The sequence below is a fragment of the Bradyrhizobium sp. USDA 4341 genome, assembly GCF_054063755.1.
On the sequence record NZ_JBSSGO010000002.1, the window covers coordinates 138210 to 160862 of the forward strand.

The following is a 22653-nucleotide window of genomic DNA, read 5'->3' on the forward strand; positions in this document are numbered from 1 at the left end:
ATGGTTTCAGTGAAAACGCTTCAGCAGGCCGGCGACATGATCCCATCCTGCTGAATCCAGCAGGAGACGCTCGATGACCACGATCAAACACGTCGCCGCGGGCTTGCTCGCCCTCGGCATGCTGACGACATCGGTCATGGCGCGCGAAGTCCCGGCCGGCCCATCCGCCTTCGTAAAGGGACATGCCGCGGCCGCCGGCCGCTGGGGCGGCGGACCGCCGCGCATGGCCGTGCCGCGCTTCGGCGAGTTCGAAACGCTGCCCCGGGATCAGCCGGGCGGCGTCTGCGATCACGGCGACAATGCCATGATCTGCTGAGCCGGACTGTGCATGGCGGTGATCTCCGGCAAAAGTTGCGCTAGCTTCGCTGGGTCGTCTCCCTCCAGCCGCGAGCGCCGCCGCCATGCACATCCTCCGTCCCCAATTCCGTATCGAGGACGACCACGCGCTGGCCTTTGCGGCGGCGCGCGGCTTCGGCGCCATCGTCGCCGCCGATGCGCGCGGCCCGCGGGCATCTCATGTGCCGTTCGTGATCGCGCGGCGCGACGATCGCGTGATCGTGCAGGTCCATCTCACCGCGAAGAACCCGTTGGTCGAACTTGCCGACGGTATCAGGCGTTTCCTATTGATCGTCTCCGGCGACGACGCCTACATCTCGAACGACTGGTACGTCTCGCGCGATAACGTCTCCACCTGGCTCTACGAGGCGGTACATTTGTCCGGCGTTGCGCATCTGCGCGATCACGGGGAGAACCGCGGCCACGGCGACGCGCTGCTCGCGGTCTCCGAGGCGCGGCTGCCGAAGCAGCCCTGGGACCTCACGCAGATGGAGCCCGGCAAGCGCGATCAGATGCTGGCGGGGATCAGGGTGATCGATATCGTCGTCGACGAGATCGAGGGCCAGTCGAAGCTCAATCAGCACAAGAGCGATGCGGACTACGTCGCGCTCGTCAACCGGCTCGCGCATGCGGAGGAGACCTCAAGCCACAGGCTTGCGGAGAAGATGCGCGCGCTGCGGCCGGAGCTTGAATATGAGGCTGGACGATGCGTAGGGCGGGTTAGCGAAGCGTAACCCGCCGCTCCGGTGTTGCGGACCGATGGCGGATTACGCTTGCGCTAATCCGCCCTACAAAGTCGATTGGCGTCGACACTGCAAACGCGTTGTTAAGATTTGCGTCGCCCCGATTTGCCCGATTCCGATTCGTTCTTTGCGAACAAAATGGAGTCGTATCGAGAACGCTTACGGTGCGGACCGCAGAAAATTCGCGACCTCACTGTTGAATCGATCCGCTTGTTCGACATTGAGGATGTGAACGCCGGGCAGCAGAACGAGCCTTGCATCGGGGATCGTCGCCGCGATTGCCTCGCTGTGATTGGCCCGCGTGACGGTGTCGCTGTCACCGCCGATGACCAAGGTCGGCGCCGCGATCAGCGAGACGACCCTGCGAAGATCGACATCGCGCAGTGCGGCGTAACAGCCGGCGAGGCCGCGCGGCGGGGTGGTGAGCACCATGCCGCGGAATTCGTCGACAATCTCGTTGGGCGCAGCCAGCATCGTCGCGGGAAACCAGTTGCGCATGAAGCCCTCAGCGATTCCGTCCACGTTGCTCGCGGCCAGCACGGCGCGGATCTGGTCGTCGAACGGCAGCTCTGACGCAAGATAGGACGCGGTGTTCGAGAGGATCAGGCGATCGATGCGTTCAGGCGCGAAGATACTAAGCCACTGCCCGATGAACCCGCCGAGCGACAGGCCGAGGAAATGTGCGCGATCGATCCCGAGGGCGTCGAGCAGTTCGACCACGTCGCGGCCGAGCCGATCCATCGAATAGGCGCCCACGGGCGCGTCTGAACCGCCGTGACCGCGGGTGTCGTAGCGGAGCAGGCGAAACGACCGGCCGAGGGCCGGCACTGAGCGGTCCCACATGTGCAGGTTGGTGGCGATCGAGTTCGACAGCGCGAGCACCGGCCGATCATCGGAACCGTCGATACGGTACGCAATCCGGCAGCCGTCCCCGGTCGTGAAGTGTCGATCGCCGCTCATTTCGTCAGTCCCTTCTGCTGGAGGAAGCCCGCGGCCAGGCTAGGACTCGCGCTCGGCAGATAAAATTACTAAGATCGATCAATCTATGTAGGATTTATGGACAATGGACCGGATCAAGCTCCACGACTTGCGCTGCTTCGACGCGGTCGCGGCCAGGGGAAGCTTTCAGGCTGCGGGCGCCGCCCTGAACCGCTCGCACCCGTCAGTGTTCGCGGCGGTCGCCCGCCTCGAACAGCAGCTCGGCCTCACGCTGTTCGACCGCAGCGGATACCGCGTCGGGCTGACGGATGCAGGGCGGACGTTCCACGAGCGCGCGCGGCTGACGCTGCGCGAACTCGATCTGCTGCAGACCTACGCGGACCAGCTTGTCAGCGGGGAAGAGGTTGTCCTGCGTGTCGTCATCGGTGACCTCTGCCCGCGGCCGCCCGTCTTGCAAATGCTCTCGGGGTTCTTTGCCAAGTATCCCAACACGCGCTTGAACCTGGAGTATGAGGCGGTTGGGGGACCGCTCGAGCGCTTGATCGATGATAACGCCGACCTCGTGTTTCATCGCGCGGACCCGTCCGATCCGCGCTTCGAACGAATCGAACTCTCAACCACGGCCATGGTGCCGGTTGTCGCGCCCGGGTTTCTGCCATTCGCCTGGACGAAGCGGATCACGCCGGAGCAGATGCGCCCATTCACGCAGTGCGTGATCCGTGACACGGCGCGGCGATCGTCGTCGGAAAGCTTCTTCCTGATCGACGGCGCCCATCGCTGTACCGTGCCGGATCAGATGATGAAGAAGGAGCTGATCCTGCACCGTCTCGCCTGGGGCCATCTGCCGGCGTGGCTGATCGAGGATGAGCTCAGGGATGGCCGACTGATCAGCATCGCGGGACCGAATTTTCCGGGCCGTGAGGAACATCTGGCGGCGATCCGCCATCGGCAGCATGCGCACGGGCCGGTCGCGGAAGCACTTTGGCTTCATCTCGAAGAGTGGCGGCTCGCGTCGCGCGCAGCGCGGGGCAGCAAACGGCTCCGCGCGAAGCGTCGCCGATGATGCGCGGGCCGTAACGTGTCGGCACGACGTTATCGAGAGATGTCGGATTATGCTTGCGCTGATCCGCCGTACGAAATGCATCCGCGGCAAGTTATGCAAACGCGTTGTTAAGAATTGCTTTGCGCTGATTTTTCGATTCCGATTCGTTCCTCGCGAACAAACTGGAGTCGGATGGGGAACGTGGCTCTGATGCGAGCCGTTGCTTGATCGGTGAAACGATCGAACGCAAGGCGCCCGAAATGCGCGGAGATATTCCGTGCCGGGAGCAATTATCCCATCTCGGTACAACATCAACTGCTCGGACACGTCGAGCGCACACGTCTTGTTAATGCTTGAGCCGTGCCGATTTTCTCGATTCCGATTCGTTCCTCGCGAACAAACTGGAGTCAGATGCAGAACGGAGCTGTGGCGCGCGATGCGTTTCTCTGCTCCACTCGGTGCCCACAAGAGAGATCGCACCGATGGCCAAGAAGACAAGCAAGACGACAGCCAGGAAGACGAAAAAGCCCGCGTCGCGCCGGACGGTGCTGGCGATCGACATCGGTGGCACGCATGTGAAGGTCATGACCGACAAGGAGCGCATCAAGCGCGAATTCGAGTCAGGTCCAACGCTGTCCGCCACCGAGATGGTGCGGCAGGTCAAGGCGCTGACCAGGGACTGGTCCTATGACGTGATCTCGATCGGCTATCCCGGACCAGTGGTGCACAACCGTCCACTGACGGAGCCGCACAATCTCGGCCGCGGCTGGGCCGGCTTTGATTTTCACAGCGCGTTCGGCCGGCCGGTCAAGGTCGTCAACGATGCGCTGATGCAGGCGATCGGCAGCTATCAGGGCGGGCGGATGCTGTTTCTCGGCCTCGGCACCGGGCTTGGCTCGGCGATGATCGTGGAGGGGGTTTACGAGCCGATGGAGCTCGGTCATTTGCCTTACCACAGGGACGAGACGTTCGAGGATTATGTCGGCGCCGCCGGCCTCGAGCGGCGCGGCCGGAAGAAATGGCGCAGGAGCGTCGACGATGTCATCGCGCGGCTGTCGGCAGCGCTGGAGCCCGATTACGTTGTGCTCGGCGGCGGCAATGCCGACAAGATCGACAACCCGCCGGCCAAAGTGAGGTTCGGCGACAACGCCAACGCGTTCGAGGGCGGATTCCGGATGTGGAAGAAGGCAACGCGCAAGTCGCGCAGCGCGCGTCGGTGAAACTGGAACTGCCACCAAATTGCCGCAACTGCCGAAGTTTCGCGCTGCTCCGTCACCCCTGTTGCCGGAACTGATTGGGTGCGCCGCTCGTTTTATGCGGCATGACATGCCGTTCCATGAGGAGTGACTGATGCGAAGCTATATTATTCCCGCCATTGCGGCGTTGGCGATCAGCGCAGCGACGCCGGCGATGGCCTATGATTCCGGCAGCCAGATCTCGATGGAGGCAGCCCTCGACGTCGCGACCAATCTCGGCATCGTGACGGTGTCCAACACCCAGTTCCTCGGCGACGAGTGGGAAGTCGAGGGCCGTGACCGGCTCGGCCGCTGGATGCAGGTCGATGTCGATGCGCGGACCGGCGAGGTGCGCAATGTGGATCGCAGCTGGTAGCAGCGTATTCACCGCTGCGTGAGCAGTGAGCGCCGGCGATCGGTCCTGATATCGCCCGCCAAGTGACATCAGGCACGCGCGATGCGAGCTACGGTTTTCAGACGGCCGGCGGTGCAGGGCGCACGCCGGCCGTTCGTTATCCAGAGTGTTCGACGCAGTGTTTTGGCGGAATGGCACAAAGGTGGAGTATGCTTGCGGCAGATTCTTAAGGGCCTGCCGCACATGCGACGGTCCCTCGAACAAGGAGACTGGCCGTGGTCAAACCGTTTCCGTCCAGAACCCACATCGGCAATCACCTGCTGCATCCGGAAACCCAGATGCTGAACTACGGCTACGATCCGCAGCTGTCGGAGGGCGCCGTCAAGCCGCCGGTATTTTTGACCTCGACCTTCGTGTTCCGGACCGCCGAGGACGGCAAGGACTTTTTCGATTTCGTCGCGGGCCGGCGCGAGCCTCCGGAAGGCATGGGAGCGGGGCTGGTCTATTCGCGCTTCAATCATCCGAACAGCGAGATCGTCGAGGACCGGCTTGCGATCTACGAGCGCACCGAGAGCTGTGCGCTGTTCTCCTCCGGCATGTCGGCGATCTCGACCACGGTGCTGGCCTTCGCGCGGCCCGGCGACGTCATCCTGCATTCGCAGCCGCTCTATGGCGGCACGGAGACGCTGTTCACCAGGACGCTGGCGGGCTTCTCGATCGGCGCAGTTGGCTTTGCCGACGGCCTCGACGAGAGCATCGTCCGCGCCGCTGCCGACGAGGCCATGAAGAAAGGCCGCGTCGCGATGATCTTCATCGAGACGCCGGCCAATCCGACCAACGGCCAGGTCGATATCGCGCTCACCCGGCGCGTGGCCGACGCGATCGGCAAGGCGCAGGGTTTTACCCCGATCATCGCCTGCGACAACACGCTGCTCGGGCCGGTGTTTCAGCGCCCGATCGAGCACGGCGCTGACCTCTCGCTGTACTCGCTGACCAAATATGTCGGCGGCCATTCCGACCTGATCGCGGGCGCGGCGCTCGGCTCGAAGAAGCTGATGAAGGACGTCAAGGCGCTGCGCGGCGCGATCGGCACCCAGCTCGATCCGCATTCCTGCTGGATGATCAGCCGCTCGCTGGAAACGCTCAGCCTGCGCATGGAAAAGGCCGATCGCAATGCGCACATCGTCGCCGACTATTTGCGCGACCATCCCAAGGTGGCCGAGGTGCATTATCTCGGCCATCACGACGCGGCGTCTCCGGCGGGGCGTGTGTTCGCAAGCCAAAGCTCTGGCGCCGGCTCGACCTTCTCGTTCGACATCGTCGGCGGGCAGGCGGCGGCGGAGAAATTCCTCAACTCACTGCAGATCTTCAAGCTCGCGGTGAGCCTCGGCGGCACCGAGTCGCTCGCGAGCCTGCCGGCGACGATGACGCATTCCGGTGTGCCGGCCGACATCAGGAAGAAGATCGGGGTGCTCGATACGACGATCCGGCTCTCGATCGGGATCGAGCATCCGTCCGATCTGGTCGCCGACATCGCGCAGGCATTGAGCAGGGTGTGAGCAAATGCGTAGGGCGGGTTAGCGGTAGCGCAACCCGCCGCTTGTCTGGAAAGAAGGGCGGATTACGCCTTCCGCCTTTGCTCGTTGAGCTACGGCGGACGTAGTCGGCTAATCCACCCTACGTATTTTTGGAGAGGCGCATGGTATCGATCACGGCGGTCATCCGGGCAAAGAGGGGGCACGAAGCGACAATGCGGCAGGCATTGCTCGATGTTGTCGAGCATGTCCGGGCCAACGAGCCATCCACTGTCGGCTACTACGTGTCGCAGAATGCATCGGATCCCTGCGTGTTCGCGACCTACGAGCGATACCTTGATCAGGCGGCCATGGACCGGCACAACAATTCGCCAGCCGTGGCGAAGTTCTTCGATGTGGCGAAGCCTATCCTCGACGGCGATGTGATTTTGGTGTCGGCGAACGAGATTGCGAGCGTAGGGCGGGTGATCGGCTGATCCGCTCTCGGTATTGCGCTCGCTAGGCCTTCTTCACGAACTCGGATTTCAGGTTCATCGCGCCGATGCCATCGATCTTGCAGGCGATGTTGTGTCCATCGCTCCCCTCGGTGAGGCGGATGTTCCGGACCTTGGTGCCACCCTTGACGACCGATGACGAGCCCTTGACCTTGAGATCCTTGATCACGATGACGCTGTCGCCGTCCGCCAGCGGATTGCCGTGCGCATCACGCACGCTTGCCTCCTGCGAGGCTACTGCGATCGCCTCGCCGCTCCATTCATGGGCGCATTCCGGGCAGACCCAGAGAGCCGCGTCCTGATAGGCATGCTCGGAATTGCATTTCGGGCAGTTCATGGCCGCGTCCATCGTTGAGATCGTCTCCGTCGTGACGGGCGCACCGTAGGGGCGCACGCGGGCGAAGCAAGAAAAAACCGTCGCGTGTGCGGCTGAACGGCGAGCGCGCAGGACGGACCAGCCAGACTTGAGCCGGCTAAATCTGCGCCTTGAGCGCGGTGGCCAGGAAATCGATGGTGGCGCGGACGCCGGGCAACATGCCGCGCCGCGACGGAAACACGAGATGGATGATGCCTTCCTTGGCGCTCCACTCCGGCAGAACGCGGACCAGCTTGCCTTCGCTGAGCGCGGCCTGACATTGCAGCTCGGGCAGCAGCGCGATGCCGAGCCCGGCCTGGGCCGCATGAATGAGGATGGTGAAGTCACCCGCGGAAATCTTCGGCTCGACGGCGACCGAGGCCTTTTGCCCGCGCGGGCCTGACAGCTCCCATGTCCGCGGGCCCGGCGTTTCCGTGGCATCGAGGATCGGCAGCCCGGCAAGATCGCCCGCCGCCTTGGGCGCGCCATGCTCCCTGAGGAAGGCCGGGCTCGCGACCAGCAGCCTCCGGCTGGTCCCGATCCTGCGCATCTGCATCTCGCTGTCGGTATCGAGGCTGTCGCGGATGCGAATGGCGACGTCGACCTGCTCCTCGATCAAATTGATCGGCCGGTTGGTGATGAGGAATTGCGCCCTGAGGCGCGGATATTTGGCGAACAACTCGGGCAATTTCGGCGCCAGCGCGCGCTGCACGCCGACCGGGCAGCCGATGCGGATCAGGCCCTGCGGCTCGGACTTCATCCGCAACGCGACTTCATCGACCGCCTCGGCGGCGTCGACCACGGTCTGCGCATGCCGATAGACGTCGCGGCCGATCGCCGTGATGCTCAGGCGGCGGGTCGAGCGTTCGATCAGTCGAACGCCGAGCTGCTCCTCCAGCAGCGCGACATGGCGGCTGATCCTGGACTTCGGCAGGCGGAGCGCGCGTGCCGCGGCCGAAAACCCCTCGTGCTTGACCACTGCCGCGAAGAAATAGAGGTCGTTGAAGTCCCGCATGAAAGGCGCTGCCAGGTCAATTCCGCCCGCATCGGGCGGGACCAGATCATTCATCCGCATCATAGTTCCCTTCGATTTTCAACGTCGAATCGCCGCCTGTCGACCGGAAAGCCGTTCGACAGCCAGCGCGGCGGCGCCCGGCGTGCCGCCATGTCAGGCGCGATATCCGCGCCACCGGGTCTGCGGATGGCCGGCGAGGGCGCCTCGCGAGCGGCCTCACCAGCCGTCGTCCAGGCTCGTCTTCGGCGTTGCGATGTCGCCATCGTCCTCGTCGTCGTCCCGGATGGCCGGCGTGAGGCAGGCGTGCTGGAAGCTGCGCAGGGCCTTGATCAGGTTGTTCATCAGGATATCGCACATGGTCCGTCTCCTTCGATGTAGGGGATCATAGGCGCGACCGACCAGCCGCATTAGCCGGTGTTTGTCAGACGGAGCGTTCCACAGACTGAACGACGCTGCGTGATCCCGGCGCTGCGTGGTCCGGTGTGCCGTCGCATGTCGCGCGATCGTTCCTCTGGTGGAACGATCCGTCTGAAACTGGCTGACTAATCGATCGGCGGCTGCAGGGCGATAACAGGGACGAAGCGGACAGCAAGACGGTTCGCGACCGGCGAGGCCACGGACGGTGGGGCGCCGCATTCATCCACGCAAGAAAGGTTCACGACCATGAGCGCTACTAATTATCTTCCCTTCGCCGGCCGGCTTCTGATCGGCCTCCCGTTTGCCATGAGCGGCCTCAGCAAGCTCGGCGCGTATGCGGCCACCACTGGTCTGATCAGTGCCGTCGGCCTGCCGTTTCCGCCGCTCGCTTTTGCCGTGGCGGTCGTCGTCGAGCTCGGCGGTGGCCTGCTGCTGATTGCCGGCTATCAGGCCCGCGCCGTGGCGCTGGCACTGGCGGTGTTCTCGGTCGCGACCGCGATCGCGTTCCACAGCAATTTCGCCGACCAGAACCAGATGATCCACTTCCTGAAGAACGTGATGATGGCGGGTGGACTGCTGCAGATCGCAGCGTTTGGTGCCGGCGCGCTCAGCCTCGACAACCGCGCCAAGCACGCCGCGCCGCAAGCCGTCGCTGCGCATTGAGCAGAATGCGAACCAGCAACCGCTGCCGCACCAAAAGCGGCAGCGGTCGGGTGCGTGATGGGGTCAGGCGGCGATGCCGCCTTTCTTGAGTCCACCGGCCTCGGCGATCAGCTCGAACGATCGCAGCCGCTTCTGGTGATCGTAGACGTCGGACACGATCATCAATTCGTCGGCGCCGGTCTCCGCGACCAGCGCATCGATCCCGGCACGCACCGTCTCGGGCGAGCCGATGATGGAGCGGGCAAGCATCCGCATCGCCTGGACTTTTTCAGATGGCGACCAGTAGGTCTCGATGTCGTCGATCGGCGGCTGGCTCAGGCCGCGCGCGCCGCGGAAGATGTTGGTGAACGACATCTGCTGCGTGGTGGCAAGCCGTCGCGCTTCCGCGTCGGTGTCGGCGGCAATGATGTTGACGCCGACCATCGTATAGGGGCGGTCGAGCTGCTCCGACGGCTTGAAGCGCGCGCGATAGATCTGCAGCGCTTGGATCAGAAGCTCGGGGGCAAAGTGCGAGGCGAAGGCGTAGGGCAGGCCGAGCTCGCCGGCCAGCATCGCGCCGAAATTGCTCGATCCGAGAATCCACAGCGGCACGTCGGTGCCCGCGGCCGGCACCGCCTGGATGCGCTGGTTGGGACCGGCGGCCGCCAGGAAGGCCTGCACCTCGAGCACGTCCTGCGGAAAATTCTCGGCGGATTCCGGCGTCCGGCGCAGCGCGCGCAAGGTGAGCTGATCGGTGCCCGGCGCGCGGCCGAGGCCGAGGTCGATGCGGTCAGGAAACAGCCGCGCCAGCGTGCCGAACTGCTCGGCAATGACATAGGGCGCGTGGTTCGGCAGCATGATGCCGCCGGCGCCGACCCGGATGGTCTTCGTTCCCGCCGCGATGTGCCCGATCACGACCGACGTCGCGGCGCTCGCGATGCCCGCCATGTTGTGATGCTCCGCCACCCAGATGCGGCGATAGCCCAGCGCCTCGGCATGGCGAGCGACATCGCGCGCATTGTAGAGCGCGCCGCGCGCGTCGGTCTCTTCGGTGACGCGGACGAGATCAAGGATGGAGAGGGCGGCCACGGCGGCTCCGGAATGCTGGGGACGGGGAGCCGATGGTATTTGGCTGTGTCCAGGTGGATGCGAAACGGCGCGGGCAGCCGGTTCATGCAGATGCATATGGATATTGTCCGCGCGCCGGTCAATCCGCCGGATACGACCGAGGAGGGGGTACTCGCTATTGATCGCGACGAAGCAAGGCCACGAGTCCCAAAATATCGAAAACAACCCCATGCAAAGGAGCAGGTTGCCGCCGGCACCAGGAAAAGCGGCTTGACGCGTCAGGCAAATCAGCGATACATTTCCATTATTCCGAAATAGTGCGGGCGCCCGCCGCGATGCCACGTCAGCCTTGCTCCCCAGCAAAGCTGCGCGCGCAGGGCGTCTTGGCGCCGCGCCACATGCCGAAAATGTGCTGATCGGCGGCTTACGCCCGCGTCCGATCCACTCTACCTTCGCTGAGCGCCCACCACACAGCCCCCGATCCAAATCCGGAGCGAACCAATTCCCCAACTCATCTTCGGCCTGACCAGTCTCTTGATCCTGGCCCGCTTCATCTGGCCGCTCGACTGGCCGCTCCCGGCAAAGATCGTCGCAGCGTTGCTGGTGCTGGCCGCCTTGCAGTTTCACCGCTGGAACAGATGGTCGTCGGGATCGGAATTCTCGCCGGAGTTTCCGCGTCCGGTGGTCGTGCTCTTCAACTGGGCGTTCGGCGCGGTCATGCTGCTGGCGTTGCTGCAACTGGCGCTCGATGCCGGACTGCTGGTCGCAGCCCTGATCCATGGCGGCATCGTGGGCGCGCCTGACGGCGTCCGCTACGCACTTGCTGGCGTGGCGGCCGTCGCCGCCGCGGTCGGCGTCCATCAAGCCATGCGCATTCCGCCGCTGAACGATGTCGAAGTCGGCATCCGCGGACTTCCGCGGCAGTTCGACGGCTACACCATCCTGCAACTGACCGATCTTCACATCAGCCGGCTGTTTCCTGCGTCATGGGCGCGCGAGGTCGTCGCACGATCGAACAAGCTCGGCGTGGACCTGATCGCGATCACGGGCGATCTGATCGACGGCACCGTCGATGCGCGGCGCAAGGACATCGAGCCGTTGCGGGATCTTGTGGCCGCCGATGGCGTCTACGTGATCTCGGGCAATCACGAATATATCTTCGGCTATGACGGATGGATGGCGCACTACGAAGCGTTGGGCCTGCGCTCGCTCGAGAACAGGCACATCGTGCTCGAACGCGGTGCTGGCCGCCTGGTGATCGCAGGAATTACCGACCGCGCGTCGCGCCACCGGGGGCATTCCATCCGCGACCTTGCCGCGGTTCTCGAAGGCGCCCCCGAAGGCGCGCCCGTCATCCTGCTCGACCACCAACCGAGCGACGCACGAAACGCAGCCGCGCTCGGCGTCGCCCTGCAACTCTCCGGACACACCCATGGCGGATTGATCCTGGGCATCGATCGCCTGGCCGCGCCCGCCAATGCCGGCTTCGTCTCGGGCCGCTACGACGTCGACGGGATGACGCTCTACGTCAACAACGGCACCGCGCTGTGGCCGGGCTTTGCCTTGCGGCTCGGCCGCCCGTCCGAATTGACGCGGATCACGTTGCGGGTGGCTGACGAGGCCTGAGTGATTTGCTGCGCGTGCGATTCGTAGGATGGGTAGAGCGAAGCGAAACCCATCATCGTTCCGCGTGCGAGATTGATGGGTTTCGCTTCGCTCTACCCATCCTACAATACCGACGCCGCGGCGCCCGTACGGTTAAGACATTGGTCATCTCTTTGCTTTCATTTTCACGACCTCATTCAGCAGGAGGCACCATGTCCGACATCACCATTCCCGGCGGAAAAATTCGTTCCTTCGTCGAGCGGATCGAGAACCTTGACACTGAAATCCAGGAACTCAGCGAGCAGAAGAAGGAAGTTTTCTCAGAGGCGAAGGGCGAAGGTTTCGACGTGAAGATCCTCAAGGAGATCATCAAGCTGCGCAAGCAGGACCAGGACGAGCGCGACGAACGCGAATCCCTGCTCGATCTCTACATGCGCGCCATGGAAACGGCGCCGGCGGACAAGGAAGCGAAAGCGGCGTGATGCTTGAGAAGCGCGTCGTATGCGTAGGGCGGGTTAGCGAAGCGTAACCCGCCGAGAATATTGCGAGCGAAATGGCGGATTACGCCGGAGCCTGTCATCGGGCCGCGCTTCGCGCGGACCCGGTGGGCTAATCCGCCCTACGCTTGCTATGCCCGCTCGGTATACGTCAGGGCGACTCACGCAAGCGGCGGATTTTCTTCGAGACGCTCGATCAACAATTCAGTGAGGGCCCGGACCTTCCGTGAGGGGTGTTGGCCCGGCGGGCGAACGACGTAGGCACCTGCCGAAGGTGGCGGATGGCGTGTCATGACCGGAACCAGCGTTCCGGATGCCAGGTATTCATGGATCACGCAATCGGGGAGCCAGGCGACGCCGAGCCCTGCTGCCGCGGCGACGGCGAGAGCTGTGCCGTTGTCGGCCTTGAAGCGCCCCCGCGGATGAACCGTGACGATTTCGTCGCCATCCATGAGTTGCCAGGTTTCTGTGCCCTGCATCAGCGCTTCATGGGCGATGAGCTCGTCCAGCGTCTCCGGGGCGCCGTGCGCTTCAATATAGTCCGGGCTCGCGACAAGCCTCCCGTAGATCGGCCCGACGCGTCTCGCGATCAGGTTGGAGTCCTGGAGATAGCCAACCCGGATGGCGCAATCAAATCCCTCGGCAATCAGATCGACGAAGCGATCACTGTAGGCGGTATAGATGTGAAGCTGGGGGTGGCGTCGCGCCATTTCCGCGAGCACGGGGGCGAAGTGGGTGGGGCCGAAAGAAAGCGGCACAGCAATTCGCAAGCGGCCGCTTAGTTCTCCGGCAGGCAGGATTGTTTCCCTGGCCGCATCGATCTCGGCGCGGACTCTGGCCGCATGATCTCGAAAAATGTTCCCGGCTTCCGTGAGAGCGGCGCCACGGGTGGATCTTGCAAGGAGTTGGACGCCTAGTTCCGCTTCAAGCCGGACCAGCCGCCGGCTGACGATCGACTTCGAAACGCCGAGCCGGCGCGCGGCGGCCGAGACGCCACCAGCATCTGCGACTTCGACGAATGCAATCAGGTCTTCAACGTCCAATTCCGCGTTCCCCATTTTGCGACACAGCTTGGCAGAATAGGGCGCTACCGTATCACGAACGGGAATGACAAGTGTCTGGGCACGGCGTCGCAGTCGGCGCATGTCTCACCACAACAGAGGATGTATTCATGAGTTTTCGTAACGGGCTTGCTTCGCTTCTTCGTCCTGAAGATTCGGTGCTCGTTCTGATCGACCATCAGCCTTACCAGCTTGCGAACGTGAACAGCCACGAACCGCAGATGGTGATCAACAATACGGCGGGCCTGGCGAAGGCCGCCAAGGCCTTCGGTGTCCCCACGATCCTGACGAGCGTGGTAGCGGAACGAGGCGGTCTGCTCTTCCCCCAGATTACGGATGTGTTTCCCGGCCAGAAGGTGATCGACCGGACGTTCATCAACACCTGGCAGGACCAGAACGTGGTGGATGCGGTCAAGGCTACCGGCCGCAAGCAGCTTGTCATCGCTGGCCTGTGGACCGAGGTGTGCGTCGCGATGCCGGCGATCCAGGCGCTCGGCGAAGGCTGGGACGTGACGGTGGTCACCGATGCGTCGGGCGCCGTGTCGGTCGAGGCGCACGAGGTCGCCATCAAGCGCATGATCGCGGCTGGCGCCAACATGATGACCTGGCTGGCGGTGGCGGCCGAATGGCAGCGCGACTGGGCCCGGACCGAACAGGCCGCCAAGCTGACCGAGGTGGTCACGCAGCATGCCGGCGGCAGCGGCATCGCGTTTCTGTGGGAGCAACAGTTGCTCAACACGCCCGTGCCGAGCACCCGAGACTGATCTAACCGGGGATGACGAGAGCCACGAGCGATGCGCAGCGACGCCTGACCGTTTGTTGAGCCTCGTCATTCCCCGGCCCCATGAGGGTCGTCCATGTCTGGAAAGCCAGTAGCCCGCATGAGCGAAGCGATATGCGGGATTGGAGTTGCGTGTCGGCCCCCCGGATATCGCGAAGCCTGTCATCGGGCGCGCGTTCGCGCGACCCGTTGGCTCATCCGCCCTACGCTTGCTGAGCAGCCCCGCCAGATATCCAGTGCATCATTCCTTTGATCTCATTTCGGACGCTTTTGTGCGGCGATCTTTGTCGAACGACGCAGAACGGTGAATTGGACGTGGTGATGCTTGCGCGAAGGCTTGTCATTGTTGCAGCTACGCTCGTGCTCGCGACTTTGTCGGCCCGCGCGCAGCAAGGCACCGAGTATGATGCGTGCATGGACAAGGCTGAAGGGGTGTCAACGAAGATGCTCGCGTGCGGCAAGACCGAAATCGACAAGTGGGACACCAGGCTCAATACCGCCTATCAAGCGCTTCTCGCCAAGTCGAAGGGCGAGGCGCACGCGCAATTGCAGACCGAGCAGCGGGCGTGGCTGAAGCATCATCTGGGTGAAACCCATCGCCTCGCCGCCGACCCCGACAACGGGTCCGTCGCGTTCCTCGACTCCCAGGCGTTCGAATTGAAGGACATCGCCGACCGCACGCTGCTTCTTGAAAGGCGTGCCCACGCCTCGCGGTAGACTGTCAAGCGGGTGGCGGGGGCCTGACGGATTTGTTTAGCGGGCAGCGTGGGTTAGCCAAGCGTAACCCGCCGAGATTCTCGAGAACGAAGTGGCGGAATACGTCTGCGGCAAATCCGCCCTACGCTTGCTGTTGTTTGGTAAGCCCCGATGTGCGTTTTCTAACGTCGAGCAATCCAGCAATGTTTGGACGGATTGCTGCCTATCCTTTCGTGTGACTACTGCGATTGAAGTCGCTTCAGGTCAGCAACGGCCGCGTGATACTCCCGAAATAACTTGGGGCATCCATCGCGTGCGGATACAAACTCCTTTTCGGCCGAGACTGAATCCTTGAGCCTGAGTTGGACTATTCCACTATAGTAGTGTGCTTCGCAGACTTGATCTGCATTCTTGGCGGCGGCCATGGCCGCGGTGGGAGTGATCCGCCCGGCAAGCAACTCTCCGACGGATTTCGGCCAATCCTTGAGTTGACCTTTGTCGAGCGCCGCGGACAGCACAATTGCAGCGTCGGCAGATCCCGCTTGGGTCCGAGCCACCGACCCCCAAATCACGTTGTAACCTTCCGGATCGGAAAGTCTGGCTGCTTGGTCGAAGTCCGAAGCAGCATCGTCGAAGCTGCCACGTAGATAGTACGCATTCGCGCGGTTAGCGTAGTAGTCCGCCGCGACGCGATTGGCCTCGGGGCGATCGACGGCCTGTTCTTTGGTGAAGGCGGTATTCTTGTCGGCCCCGAGCTTGATGGCATCGGTGAAGTCCTGGATCGCGTCGTCCAGCCTGTCCTCGGACAAATAAACCCGCCCGCGACTAATCCGACTTGCCGCGCTGGCGGGATCGAGCCTGATGGCCTCAGTTAGCGACGCAATCGCGCGGGCGGGTTCGCCCTTCTTGGCTAGGGTCAGTCCCAGCTCATGGTGAGCGTAGTTGTTCTTTGGGTTGAGCCTGACTGCCTCGGAGAAGTCGGCCTCGGCCGCATCGATATGTCCGAGTGCAAAGTTCCCGAAACCTCGCTTGAGCAATGCCATGGATCGCAAGCCGGCAGGCAATCCCGCGTCCTGCGAGAGGTTCGTGCAGGCTGCAATCATGCGCGGAATGTCGTCGCTGTTTTCGCATTTTTTCAAGTCTTGCGGATCAACCGCGAAGACGTCCGCCGCCGAGAGGACGATAGAAGCTGCTGCAAGGATTGCCGTGCAGACGCGGTGTAAGCCTAGAGCTGAATTTGCAGGCATAGTTCGTCCCGTAATGCGACGTCTAAGGTTTTTCTCGCGATTAGTCGTGATTGGCAAGTAGGGTGGATTAGCGAAGCGTAACCCGCCGAGAATGTTGCGAGCGAAATGGCGGATTACGCCTTCGGCTAATCCGCCCTACGCTTGCTCGCTGCTAGGCAATCGATGACAAGATAATGCCATGCTCCCTGAAAGGCGAATTGCAGCGCGATTATTCCAGGTGCGCCGCGACTTGCAGCCCATTCCGACCAAAGCAGTCGGCGATCTCAGAACAAACCTACCGACGCAAGGACACACCCGGTCGCGTGACGCGTATTGACCACGGGCCGCGCGATCCGTATTGGCGGCCTCGGAGAATTCCGACGCAACGATACGGGATGGGCTCGATGCAAGTGACTTTGATGAAGGGCAAGATTCATCGCGCGCGTGTCACAGAAGCGGACTTGCACTACGAGGGCTCGATCTCGATCGACGGCAACTTGATCGAGGCCGCCGGCTTCCTGATCAACGAACGTGTCGACATCTACAACATCGACACCGGTGCGCGCTTCTCGACCTACGTGATCGAGGCGCCCGCCGGCTCCGGCACCATCGGCCTCAACGGCGCCGCCGCGCGCCTCGCCATGGCTGGCGACAAGGTCATCATCGTCGCCTATGCCGGCTTCGATGCCGAGGAGGCTCGCAGGTTTCGTCCGCGCGTGGTGATCGTGGACGAGAAGAACCGGCGGGTCGAGGCGGGTGGGGTTTCATCTGGTGTCGAGTTGGCCGAGGCGTAGGCCGAGTTGGTCAGTCTGCCGTCCAACAGCGTAGGGTGGCTCGTGCACGGCTATCCGCCGAACGGATTGCAGCGAATCACAGATGACGACTTTGGCTAGTCGGCGCTACGCTTGCTTCGGCGGATCTTTCTGCGCTCGCGAGCACGAACGCACCTCATGCTGCCGACTTAGCCGTCTTTTTCCCGCTAGCAAATTCGTTGAGGTCGGCCAGAATATTGCGGAGGTCGCTCGATACTTCGTCCAATCTAAGATTACGAACTATTTGAGCGGTGGTTACAGAGACCCCAAACTTGGCTTGAAATTGGGTGTTTAGCCCTGCAAGTACCTGCTTTCCTGGAACGATGAGAAGGCGGCGCGATTGATCCCGCCATTCGTTATCCACGTACTGAATCGCCTCGGCGGCGACAGTAGCTGGGTCCTTTGATGTTCGATGGTCAAAATGACGCATACGATTCGAAATGTGCTGACTGAGAACCCACGATTTGGTGTCGTTTAGGATTGGCGCGAGCAAATTCTCAAGCTCCTCCTGAGAGAAGGTGTTTCCCGATTTCTGTTCTTTCATTCGCTCCAAGGCGGCGCGCGTGATGGCTGAGGGAACCAACAGATAATTTTCAATCTCTTTGCCGGCCAGGACATGAAAACGGGGCGTCGACGCCCGCGCTTCCCTTACCAGCTCGTCAATTTCTTCCTTGCATCGATAATCTCTGTCAAGCACAGCCGAAATGGCGATGTCTGCTCTTAAAACCTTCTCGAAGGTCCAGGCCGCATTCTGGATTTTTTGACGCTGGCTAAATCCCCCAAGCGGCACAACGGTAATATCCACATCGTTGGCCAGATCCTTATATCCGAGTTGGGCCGCAAAGCGCCTCAGGATTCGAAAATCGTTTCCCTCGAGGAACAAGATTCTTCGGCCTCGTGACAATCGACTAAGGTGTACATTTTGGCCGGATCCGATGCTGAATAAGGCATCCTGAAGACCGTCGATGTCCGTCACGCGCGTGGCTGTCCGACGTGCCTTGTTCACAACGATTACTTCATCGTGCTCTGCCTCATTGATAATTTCGGCCGAGTGCGTGGCCAAAATGATCTGCTTGTTTGTAGCTTTCAAAAGCTGGAATAGCTTATGTTGCAGGTCGGGATGCAAATAGATTTCAGGCTCATCGACAACAAGAATGTCAGCCGACGACGAGTTCGTAATATGCATTAGGATTTGAAGCCAAACTTGAAACCCGAAGCCGGCCCAGCAGAGTTCGCGATCTACGCGTCCTTCAGTGCAAAACATAGATAGCTTTGGTGGATACGACAGGTCCAGCTCCGGTTTGGAGATCGTCATTCCATCCCATGTGTCCTCGACCAGCTTCTTGAACGTTGGAAATTCGTTGGACCAGCGGTACCAGATGTTGCGGAACATTCGGTGCGCGCGTCGAGTGCCAATGGATTGTGTAACGTACTGGTCAGTGAGGAGTTCTTCCACTTCTTCGAGGGGGCCGAGGGTGGGAATCGAATAGATGTTGACTGGGAAGTTCTTTTTGAATTGAGCGGTGGTTGTGGTGCGCTGCTTCGCGTTAAGCGTCATAATGCAGCGAGCGTTGTTGTAAAATTCAAGTCGGATCTCGTTGCCGTTGTCGAGCGTAAACGTAAGCGAGGTTTCCTGGTCGGTCAGGTAGTCCGAGTGGATGTTTGTGAGGGAAACAGGAATTTGGGAGGTGGGTATTTCATAGCCGACAACGGGCCCGCTATCTAGGTGAATGACCTGCTGGAGACGGCGCGTTGCAAATGAGTGCGCAGCCATCATGATACGAAACGCGTCGAGAACCGTGGACTTGCCGGCGTTGTTCGGACCAACCAGAACATTCACCGCACGTAAGTGGACCGTGAAATCCCTTAAAGACTTGAAATTGCGAAATCGAACCTTGGTAAACATTTACGCTGATACTTTGTTGGTTGATCGACTTTAGCCCGAGACGGCCTCCTGAATTCCTATTGAGTCTAGAGGGCGGCGCATCAGATGCGCCGCCCTCTAATTATCTTAGCTGCACCCCGTCGTGCTGCCGCACGTATCGCACTTCATGCACGTCCCGTTCCGCACCAGCGTGAAGTTGCCGCACTCCGAGCACATCTCGCCTTCGTAGCCCTTGGCCTTCGCCTCGGCGCGACGCTCCGCCTTGGACGGGGCGGCGGCCGCGGCAGTGCCCGGCTTGCTCCAGTTCAGGGCCTCGAGCTTCTCGGTCGGCGAGAGGTCGTGGCTGACCTCCTGCTTGAGGGCGACCGCGCCTTCGATGGTGTCGGAGGCGCCGCGGGCGCTGGCGCCGTGCGAGGCCAGCGACGTGACGCGGCTGCCGCCGGCGGGCGCGTTGTCGGCGCTCGCGCTCACCGCGGCCGAGCCGCCGCGCATGACGACGAGGTTGTCGGTGCGCGAACGGGTCAGGCCCTTCGAGACGTACTTGGTCGCCTGGTGCTGGGCGGGGGCCTCATCCGGCTCCTTGCCTTCCTCGACGCCCTTGCCGAGCGCGTCGAAGCCAGACTCGTTCGGATCGACATGGGCGAGGTCGAAGCGGCTCATATAGCTCACCGCGAGCTCGCGGAAGACATAGTCGAGGATCGAGGTCGCGTACTTGATCGAGTCGTTGCCCTGCACCGGACCCGCGGGCTCGAAGCGGGTGAAGGTGAAGGCGTCGACATATTCTTCGAGCGGCACGCCGTATTGCAGGCCGAGCGAGACCGCGATCGCGAAGTTGTTGATGAAGGAGCGGAGCGCCGCGCCTTCCTTGTGCATGTCGATGAAGATCTCGCCGAGACGGCCGTCGTCATATTCGCCGGTGCGCAAGTACACCTTGTGGCCGCCGACAACAGCCTTCTGGGTGTAACCCTTGCGGCGGTCCGGCATCTTCTCGCGCTCGCGCATCACGATGATGCGCTCGACCAGCTTCTCGACGATCTTCTCCGAGACCTGGGCGGCACGCGCCGCCATCGGCTTCTCGTAGAGCGCTTCCACCGCATCGTCCTCGTCCTCATCGTCGGAGATGAGCTGCGAGTTGAGCGGCTGCGACAGCTTGGAGCCGTCGCGGTACAGCGCGTTGGCCTTCAGCGCGAGCTTCCACGACAGCAGATAGGCGGACTTGCAGTCCTCCACCGTGGCGTCGTTCGGCATGTTGATGGTCTTGGAGATCGCGCCCGAGATGAACGGTTGCGACGCCGCCATCATCCTTATGTGGCTCTCGACCGAGAGATAGCGCTTGCCGATCTTGCCGCAGGGGTTGGCGCAGTCGAACACCGGGTAGTGCTCGGCCTTGAGGTGCGGAGCACCTTCGACCGTCATCGCGCCGCAGATGTGCACGTTGGCGGCCTCGATCTCGCGCTTGGAGAAGCCGACCGCCGAGAGCAGGTCGAAGCCGGGAGCGGCAATGGCTTCCGCGCCGATGCCGAGCGTGTCGCGGATGAAGTCCTCGCCGAAGGTCCACTTGTTGAAGGCGAACTTGATGTCGAACGCGGTCGGCAGCGCCTTTTCCACCTTGGCAATGGCTTCGTCGGTGAAGCCCTTGGCCTTGAGCGTCGTGGCGTTGATCCCAGGCGCATTCGACAGCGAGCCGTGGCCGACGGCGTAGGCCTCGATCTCGGCGATATCAGCTTCGCGATAGCCGAGCGCGCGCAAGGCCGCCGGCACCGCCTGGTTGATGATCTTGAAGTAGCCGCCGCCGGCGAGCTTCTTGAACTTCACCAGCGCGAAGTCAGGCTCGATTCCGGTGGTGTCGCAATCCATCACGAGGCCGATGGTGCCGGTCGGCGCCACGACCGTGGTCTGGGCGTTGCGATAGCCGTTGACCTCGCCGAGCGCCAGCGCGTCGTCCCACGCCAGCTTGGCATGCGCGACGATGTCGGCCTGCGGGCACGACTCGTGGTCGAGCGCCACCGGATTGACGGCGAGCGCCTCATAGCCGCGGCTTTCACCGTGGGCGGCGCGGCGGTGATTGCGGATCACGCGCAGCATGTGGGCCGCGTTCTTCTTGTAGCCCGGGAAGGTGCCGAGCTCGGCCGCCATCTCGGCCGAGGTCTTGTAGGAGATGCCGGTCATCACAGCGGTCAGCGCGCCGCACAGCGAACGGCCTTCCTTGCTGTCATAGGGCAGGCCCATGGTCATCAGCAGGCCGCCGATATTGGCGAAGCCGAGGCCGAGGGTGCGGAACTCGTAGGAGAGCTCGGCGATCGCCTTCGACGGGAACTGGGCCATCATGACGGAGATTTCGAGCACGATGGTCCAGAGCCGGCAGAGGTGCTCGTAGGACTCGATGTCGAACCGCTTGGTGGTCGAGCTGTAGAACGTCAGCAGGTTGGCGGAGGCGAGGTTGCACGCCGTGTCGTCCAGGAACATGTATTCCGAGCACGGATTGGAGGCGCGGATGTCGCCGGACGCCTTGCAGGTGTGCCAGTCGTTCATCGTGGTGTTGAAGTGCAGGCCGGGATCGGCGGAGGCCCAGGCGGCGTAGCCGATCTTCTCCCAGAGGTCGCGCGCCTTCAGCGTCTTCGTGACTTTCTTTGTGGTGCGGCCGATCAGGTTCCAGTCGCCGTCGGTCTCGACTGCGCGCAGGAAGTCATCCTTCAGCGACACCGAGTTGTTGGAGTTCTGGCCGGAGACGGTGAGGTACGCTTCCGAATCCCAGTCGGTGTCGTAGATGTCGAACTGGATGTCCTTGTAGCCCTGCTTGGCGAACTGGATGACGCGCTTGATGTAGTTGTCGGGCACCAGGCTGCGGCGCGCGAGCTTGATCTCGCGGCGCAGCGCCGGGTTCTTCTCGGGATCGAAGCAGTCGTCGCCACTGCCTTCGCAGTTCACGCAGGCCTTCATCACGGCCTTGAGGTGCTTCTGGTTGATCTTGGAGCCGGTGACGAGGGCTGCGACCTTCTGCTCCTCCTTCACCTTCCAGTCGATATAGGTCTCGATATCCGGGTGATCGGCATCGACCACGACCATCTTGGCGGCGCGGCGGGTGGTGCCGCCCGACTTGATCGCGCCCGCGGCGCGGTCGCCGATCTTGAGGAAGCTCATCAGGCCGGACGAGCGGCCGCCGCCGGAGAGCTTTTCGCCTTCGCCGCGCAGGCTCGAGAAGTTGGAGCCGGTGCCGGAGCCATACTTGAACAGGCGCGCTTCACGCACCCAGAGGTCCATGATGCCGCCCTCGTTGACGAGGTCGTCGCCGACGCCCTGGATGAAGCAGGCATGCGGCTGCGGATGCTCATAGGCCGACTTCGACTTGGTGAGCTTGCCGGTCTTCCAGTCGACATAGTAGTGGCCCTGGCCCGGACCATCGACGCCATAGGCCCAATGCAGGCCGGTGTTGAACCACTGCGGCGAGTTCGGCGCGACCATCTGTTTTGCCAGTTGGAAGCGCAGCTCGTCGAAGAAGGCCAGCGCATCTTCCTCGGTGGAGAAGTAGCCGCCCTTCCAGCCCCAATAGGTCCAGCAACCGGCGAGGCGATCGAACACCTGCTTGGCGCTGGTCTCGCCGACGATGCGCTCGTTCTCGGGCAGCAGGCTAAGCGCCTCGGTGTCCGGCACCGAACGCCACAGCCACGACGGCACGGTCTCTTCCTCGACCTTCTTCAGGCGCGCGGCAACGCCAGCTTTACGGAAATACTTCTGCGCCAGCACGTCGGAGGCGACCTGCGACCAGAACTCCGGAACCTCGACGTTCTCGGCGCGGAACACGACCGAGCCGTCCGGGTTCCGGATCTCAGATGTGGTCAGGCGGAAATTGATCCCGGCATAGGGAGATTGTCCGCTGGTGGTGTTGCGTCGTTCGATTCGCATGGTCGAGCCCC

At 62.5% G+C, this 22653-nt stretch carries 23 protein-coding genes; 14 read left to right on the plus strand and 9 right to left on the minus strand.

Features of this window, described 5'->3' with window-relative positions:
• Positions 1–73: 73 nt before the first annotated feature.
• A complete protein-coding gene (locus ACVIGB_RS06425) occupies positions 74–316 on the plus strand; it encodes a hypothetical protein (protein ID WP_456723346.1) in 243 nt (80 codons plus the stop codon).
• A gap of 85 nt (positions 317–401) precedes the next feature.
• Entirely contained in the window at positions 402–1070 is a 669-nt protein-coding gene (locus tag ACVIGB_RS06430; protein ID WP_456723345.1) for an FMN-binding negative transcriptional regulator, read from the plus strand.
• A gap of 168 nt (positions 1071–1238) precedes the next feature.
• Here ACVIGB_RS06430 and ACVIGB_RS06435 read toward each other — a convergent pair whose 3' ends face one another.
• Positions 1239–2039 (minus strand): alpha/beta fold hydrolase, encoded by an 801-nt coding sequence (locus tag ACVIGB_RS06435; protein WP_456723344.1) that lies wholly within the window; start codon positions 2037–2039, stop codon positions 1239–1241.
• Between the two features lie 103 nt (positions 2040–2142).
• On the opposite strand from ACVIGB_RS06435, the gene ACVIGB_RS06440 reads away from it, so the two are divergent.
• The 5 genes from ACVIGB_RS06440 to ACVIGB_RS06460 all read left to right on the plus strand — a co-directional run bounded on the left by ACVIGB_RS06440 (position 2143) and on the right by ACVIGB_RS06460 (position 6661).
• A complete protein-coding gene (locus tag ACVIGB_RS06440; RefSeq protein WP_456723343.1) occupies positions 2143–3081 on the plus strand; it encodes a LysR family transcriptional regulator in 939 nt (312 codons plus the stop codon).
• Positions 3082–3542: 461 nt separating this feature from the next.
• A complete protein-coding gene (locus ACVIGB_RS06445; RefSeq protein ID WP_456723342.1) occupies positions 3543–4280 on the plus strand; it encodes an ROK family protein in 738 nt (245 codons plus the stop codon).
• A gap of 130 nt (positions 4281–4410) precedes the next feature.
• Positions 4411–4671 carry a PepSY domain-containing protein gene (locus ACVIGB_RS06450; RefSeq protein WP_092113648.1) on the plus strand — a complete coding sequence of 87 codons (261 nt, stop codon included), beginning with the start codon at positions 4411–4413 and terminating at the stop codon, positions 4669–4671.
• A gap of 254 nt (positions 4672–4925) precedes the next feature.
• Positions 4926–6209 (plus strand): cystathionine gamma-synthase family protein, encoded by a 1284-nt coding sequence (locus ACVIGB_RS06455; protein ID WP_456723341.1) that lies wholly within the window; start codon positions 4926–4928, stop codon positions 6207–6209.
• A 140-nt stretch (positions 6210–6349) separates the two neighbouring features.
• Positions 6350–6661, plus strand: coding sequence for a putative quinol monooxygenase (locus ACVIGB_RS06460; RefSeq protein ID WP_456723340.1), 312 nt, complete (start codon positions 6350–6352; stop codon positions 6659–6661).
• Between the two features lie 22 nt (positions 6662–6683).
• Here ACVIGB_RS06460 and ACVIGB_RS06465 read toward each other — a convergent pair whose 3' ends face one another.
• The 3 genes from ACVIGB_RS06465 to ACVIGB_RS06475 form a co-directional block, all read right to left on the minus strand.
• On the minus strand, positions 6684–7028 hold the full coding sequence (locus ACVIGB_RS06465; RefSeq protein ID WP_456655933.1) for a zinc ribbon domain-containing protein YjdM: 345 nt from the start codon (positions 7026–7028) through the stop codon (positions 6684–6686).
• 124 nt (positions 7029–7152) lie between these two features.
• Positions 7153–8103 carry a LysR family transcriptional regulator gene (locus ACVIGB_RS06470; protein ID WP_456723339.1) on the minus strand — a complete coding sequence of 317 codons (951 nt, stop codon included), beginning with the start codon at positions 8101–8103 and terminating at the stop codon, positions 7153–7155.
• A gap of 162 nt (positions 8104–8265) precedes the next feature.
• Complete coding sequence (locus ACVIGB_RS06475; protein WP_171947553.1) at positions 8266–8406, minus strand: hypothetical protein; 141 nt, start codon at positions 8404–8406, stop codon at positions 8266–8268.
• A 306-nt stretch (positions 8407–8712) separates the two neighbouring features.
• Here ACVIGB_RS06475 and ACVIGB_RS06480 point away from each other — a divergent pair, with 306 nt between their 5' ends.
• Positions 8713–9129, plus strand: coding sequence for a DoxX family protein (locus tag ACVIGB_RS06480; protein ID WP_092113656.1), 417 nt, complete (start codon positions 8713–8715; stop codon positions 9127–9129).
• Between the two features lie 63 nt (positions 9130–9192).
• Here ACVIGB_RS06480 and ACVIGB_RS06485 read toward each other — a convergent pair whose 3' ends face one another.
• Positions 9193–10197: an LLM class flavin-dependent oxidoreductase gene (locus ACVIGB_RS06485; protein ID WP_456723338.1), complete on the minus strand. Its 1005-nt coding sequence runs from the start codon at positions 10195–10197 to the stop codon at positions 9193–9195.
• An 84-nt stretch (positions 10198–10281) separates the two neighbouring features.
• Between ACVIGB_RS06485 and ACVIGB_RS06490 the strand changes: the two genes are divergently transcribed.
• The 3 genes from ACVIGB_RS06490 to ACVIGB_RS06500 all read left to right on the plus strand — a co-directional run bounded on the left by ACVIGB_RS06490 (position 10282) and on the right by ACVIGB_RS06500 (position 12263).
• A complete protein-coding gene (locus ACVIGB_RS06490; protein WP_456723337.1) occupies positions 10282–10494 on the plus strand; it encodes a hypothetical protein in 213 nt (70 codons plus the stop codon).
• A gap of 183 nt (positions 10495–10677) precedes the next feature.
• Positions 10678–11802, plus strand: coding sequence for a metallophosphoesterase (locus ACVIGB_RS06495; protein WP_456725228.1), 1125 nt, complete (start codon positions 10678–10680; stop codon positions 11800–11802).
• Between the two features lie 191 nt (positions 11803–11993).
• Entirely contained in the window at positions 11994–12263 is a 270-nt protein-coding gene (locus ACVIGB_RS06500) for a DUF2312 domain-containing protein (protein ID WP_166306690.1), read from the plus strand.
• Between the two features lie 176 nt (positions 12264–12439).
• Here the strand turns inward: ACVIGB_RS06500 and ACVIGB_RS06505 are convergent, their stop codons facing one another.
• Positions 12440–13321, minus strand: coding sequence for a LysR substrate-binding domain-containing protein (locus ACVIGB_RS06505; RefSeq protein WP_456723336.1), 882 nt, complete (start codon positions 13319–13321; stop codon positions 12440–12442).
• A gap of 128 nt (positions 13322–13449) precedes the next feature.
• On the opposite strand from ACVIGB_RS06505, the gene ACVIGB_RS06510 reads away from it, so the two are divergent.
• Both ACVIGB_RS06510 and ACVIGB_RS06515 read left to right on the plus strand, forming a co-directional pair.
• Positions 13450–14103, plus strand: a complete 654-nt coding sequence (locus ACVIGB_RS06510) for a hydrolase (RefSeq protein WP_456723335.1) — start codon at positions 13450–13452, stop codon at positions 14101–14103.
• Between the two features lie 332 nt (positions 14104–14435).
• Positions 14436–14837: a lysozyme inhibitor LprI family protein gene (locus ACVIGB_RS06515; RefSeq protein ID WP_456725227.1), complete on the plus strand. Its 402-nt coding sequence runs from the start codon at positions 14436–14438 to the stop codon at positions 14835–14837.
• Positions 14838–15055: 218 nt separating this feature from the next.
• On the opposite strand, the gene ACVIGB_RS06520 is transcribed toward ACVIGB_RS06515, so the two are convergent.
• A complete protein-coding gene (locus ACVIGB_RS06520; protein ID WP_456723334.1) occupies positions 15056–16063 on the minus strand; it encodes a tetratricopeptide repeat protein in 1008 nt (335 codons plus the stop codon).
• A 383-nt stretch (positions 16064–16446) separates the two neighbouring features.
• Between ACVIGB_RS06520 and panD the strand changes: the two genes are divergently transcribed.
• Positions 16447–16836 carry an aspartate 1-decarboxylase gene (panD, locus tag ACVIGB_RS06525; RefSeq protein ID WP_456723333.1) on the plus strand — a complete coding sequence of 130 codons (390 nt, stop codon included), beginning with the start codon at positions 16447–16449 and terminating at the stop codon, positions 16834–16836.
• Between the two features lie 154 nt (positions 16837–16990).
• Here the strand turns inward: panD and ACVIGB_RS06530 are convergent, their stop codons facing one another.
• Both ACVIGB_RS06530 and ACVIGB_RS06535 read right to left on the minus strand, forming a co-directional pair.
• Positions 16991–18760 (minus strand): ATP-dependent nuclease, encoded by a 1770-nt coding sequence (locus ACVIGB_RS06530; RefSeq protein ID WP_456723332.1) that lies wholly within the window; start codon positions 18758–18760, stop codon positions 16991–16993.
• A gap of 105 nt (positions 18761–18865) precedes the next feature.
• Positions 18866–22642: a vitamin B12-dependent ribonucleotide reductase gene (locus ACVIGB_RS06535; protein WP_456723331.1), complete on the minus strand. Its 3777-nt coding sequence runs from the start codon at positions 22640–22642 to the stop codon at positions 18866–18868.
• Positions 22643–22653 lie beyond the last annotated feature (11 nt).

Bases quoted from the DNA above. Each gene is read 5' to 3' on its own strand.
- ACVIGB_RS06425 (WP_456723346.1), top strand. From the start codon at position 74: ATGACCACGATCAAACACGTCGCCGCGGGCTTGCTCGCCCTCGGCATG.
- ACVIGB_RS06430 (WP_456723345.1), top strand. From the start codon at position 402: ATGCACATCCTCCGTCCCCAATTCCGTATCGAGGACGACCACGCGCTG.
- ACVIGB_RS06435 (WP_456723344.1), bottom strand. From the start codon at position 2,039: ATGAGCGGCGATCGACACTTCACGACCGGGGACGGCTGCCGGATTGCG.
- ACVIGB_RS06440 (WP_456723343.1), top strand. From the start codon at position 2,143: ATGGACCGGATCAAGCTCCACGACTTGCGCTGCTTCGACGCGGTCGCG.
- ACVIGB_RS06445 (WP_456723342.1), top strand. From the start codon at position 3,543: ATGGCCAAGAAGACAAGCAAGACGACAGCCAGGAAGACGAAAAAGCCC.
- ACVIGB_RS06450 (WP_092113648.1), top strand. From the start codon at position 4,411: ATGCGAAGCTATATTATTCCCGCCATTGCGGCGTTGGCGATCAGCGCA.
- ACVIGB_RS06460 (WP_456723340.1), top strand. From the start codon at position 6,350: ATGGTATCGATCACGGCGGTCATCCGGGCAAAGAGGGGGCACGAAGCG.
- ACVIGB_RS06465 (WP_456655933.1), bottom strand. From the start codon at position 7,028: ATGGACGCGGCCATGAACTGCCCGAAATGCAATTCCGAGCATGCCTAT.
- ACVIGB_RS06470 (WP_456723339.1), bottom strand. From the start codon at position 8,103: ATGAATGATCTGGTCCCGCCCGATGCGGGCGGAATTGACCTGGCAGCG.
- ACVIGB_RS06475 (WP_171947553.1), bottom strand. From the start codon at position 8,406: ATGTGCGATATCCTGATGAACAACCTGATCAAGGCCCTGCGCAGCTTC.
- ACVIGB_RS06480 (WP_092113656.1), top strand. From the start codon at position 8,713: ATGAGCGCTACTAATTATCTTCCCTTCGCCGGCCGGCTTCTGATCGGC.
- ACVIGB_RS06490 (WP_456723337.1), top strand. From the start codon at position 10,282: ATGCAGATGCATATGGATATTGTCCGCGCGCCGGTCAATCCGCCGGAT.
- ACVIGB_RS06500 (WP_166306690.1), top strand. From the start codon at position 11,994: ATGTCCGACATCACCATTCCCGGCGGAAAAATTCGTTCCTTCGTCGAG.
- ACVIGB_RS06510 (WP_456723335.1), top strand. From the start codon at position 13,450: ATGAGTTTTCGTAACGGGCTTGCTTCGCTTCTTCGTCCTGAAGATTCG.
- ACVIGB_RS06520 (WP_456723334.1), bottom strand. From the start codon at position 16,063: ATGCCTGCAAATTCAGCTCTAGGCTTACACCGCGTCTGCACGGCAATC.
- panD (WP_456723333.1), top strand. From the start codon at position 16,447: ATGCAAGTGACTTTGATGAAGGGCAAGATTCATCGCGCGCGTGTCACA.
- ACVIGB_RS06530 (WP_456723332.1), bottom strand. From the start codon at position 18,760: ATGTTTACCAAGGTTCGATTTCGCAATTTCAAGTCTTTAAGGGATTTC.
- ACVIGB_RS06535 (WP_456723331.1), bottom strand. From the start codon at position 22,642: ATGCGAATCGAACGACGCAACACCACCAGCGGACAATCTCCCTATGCC.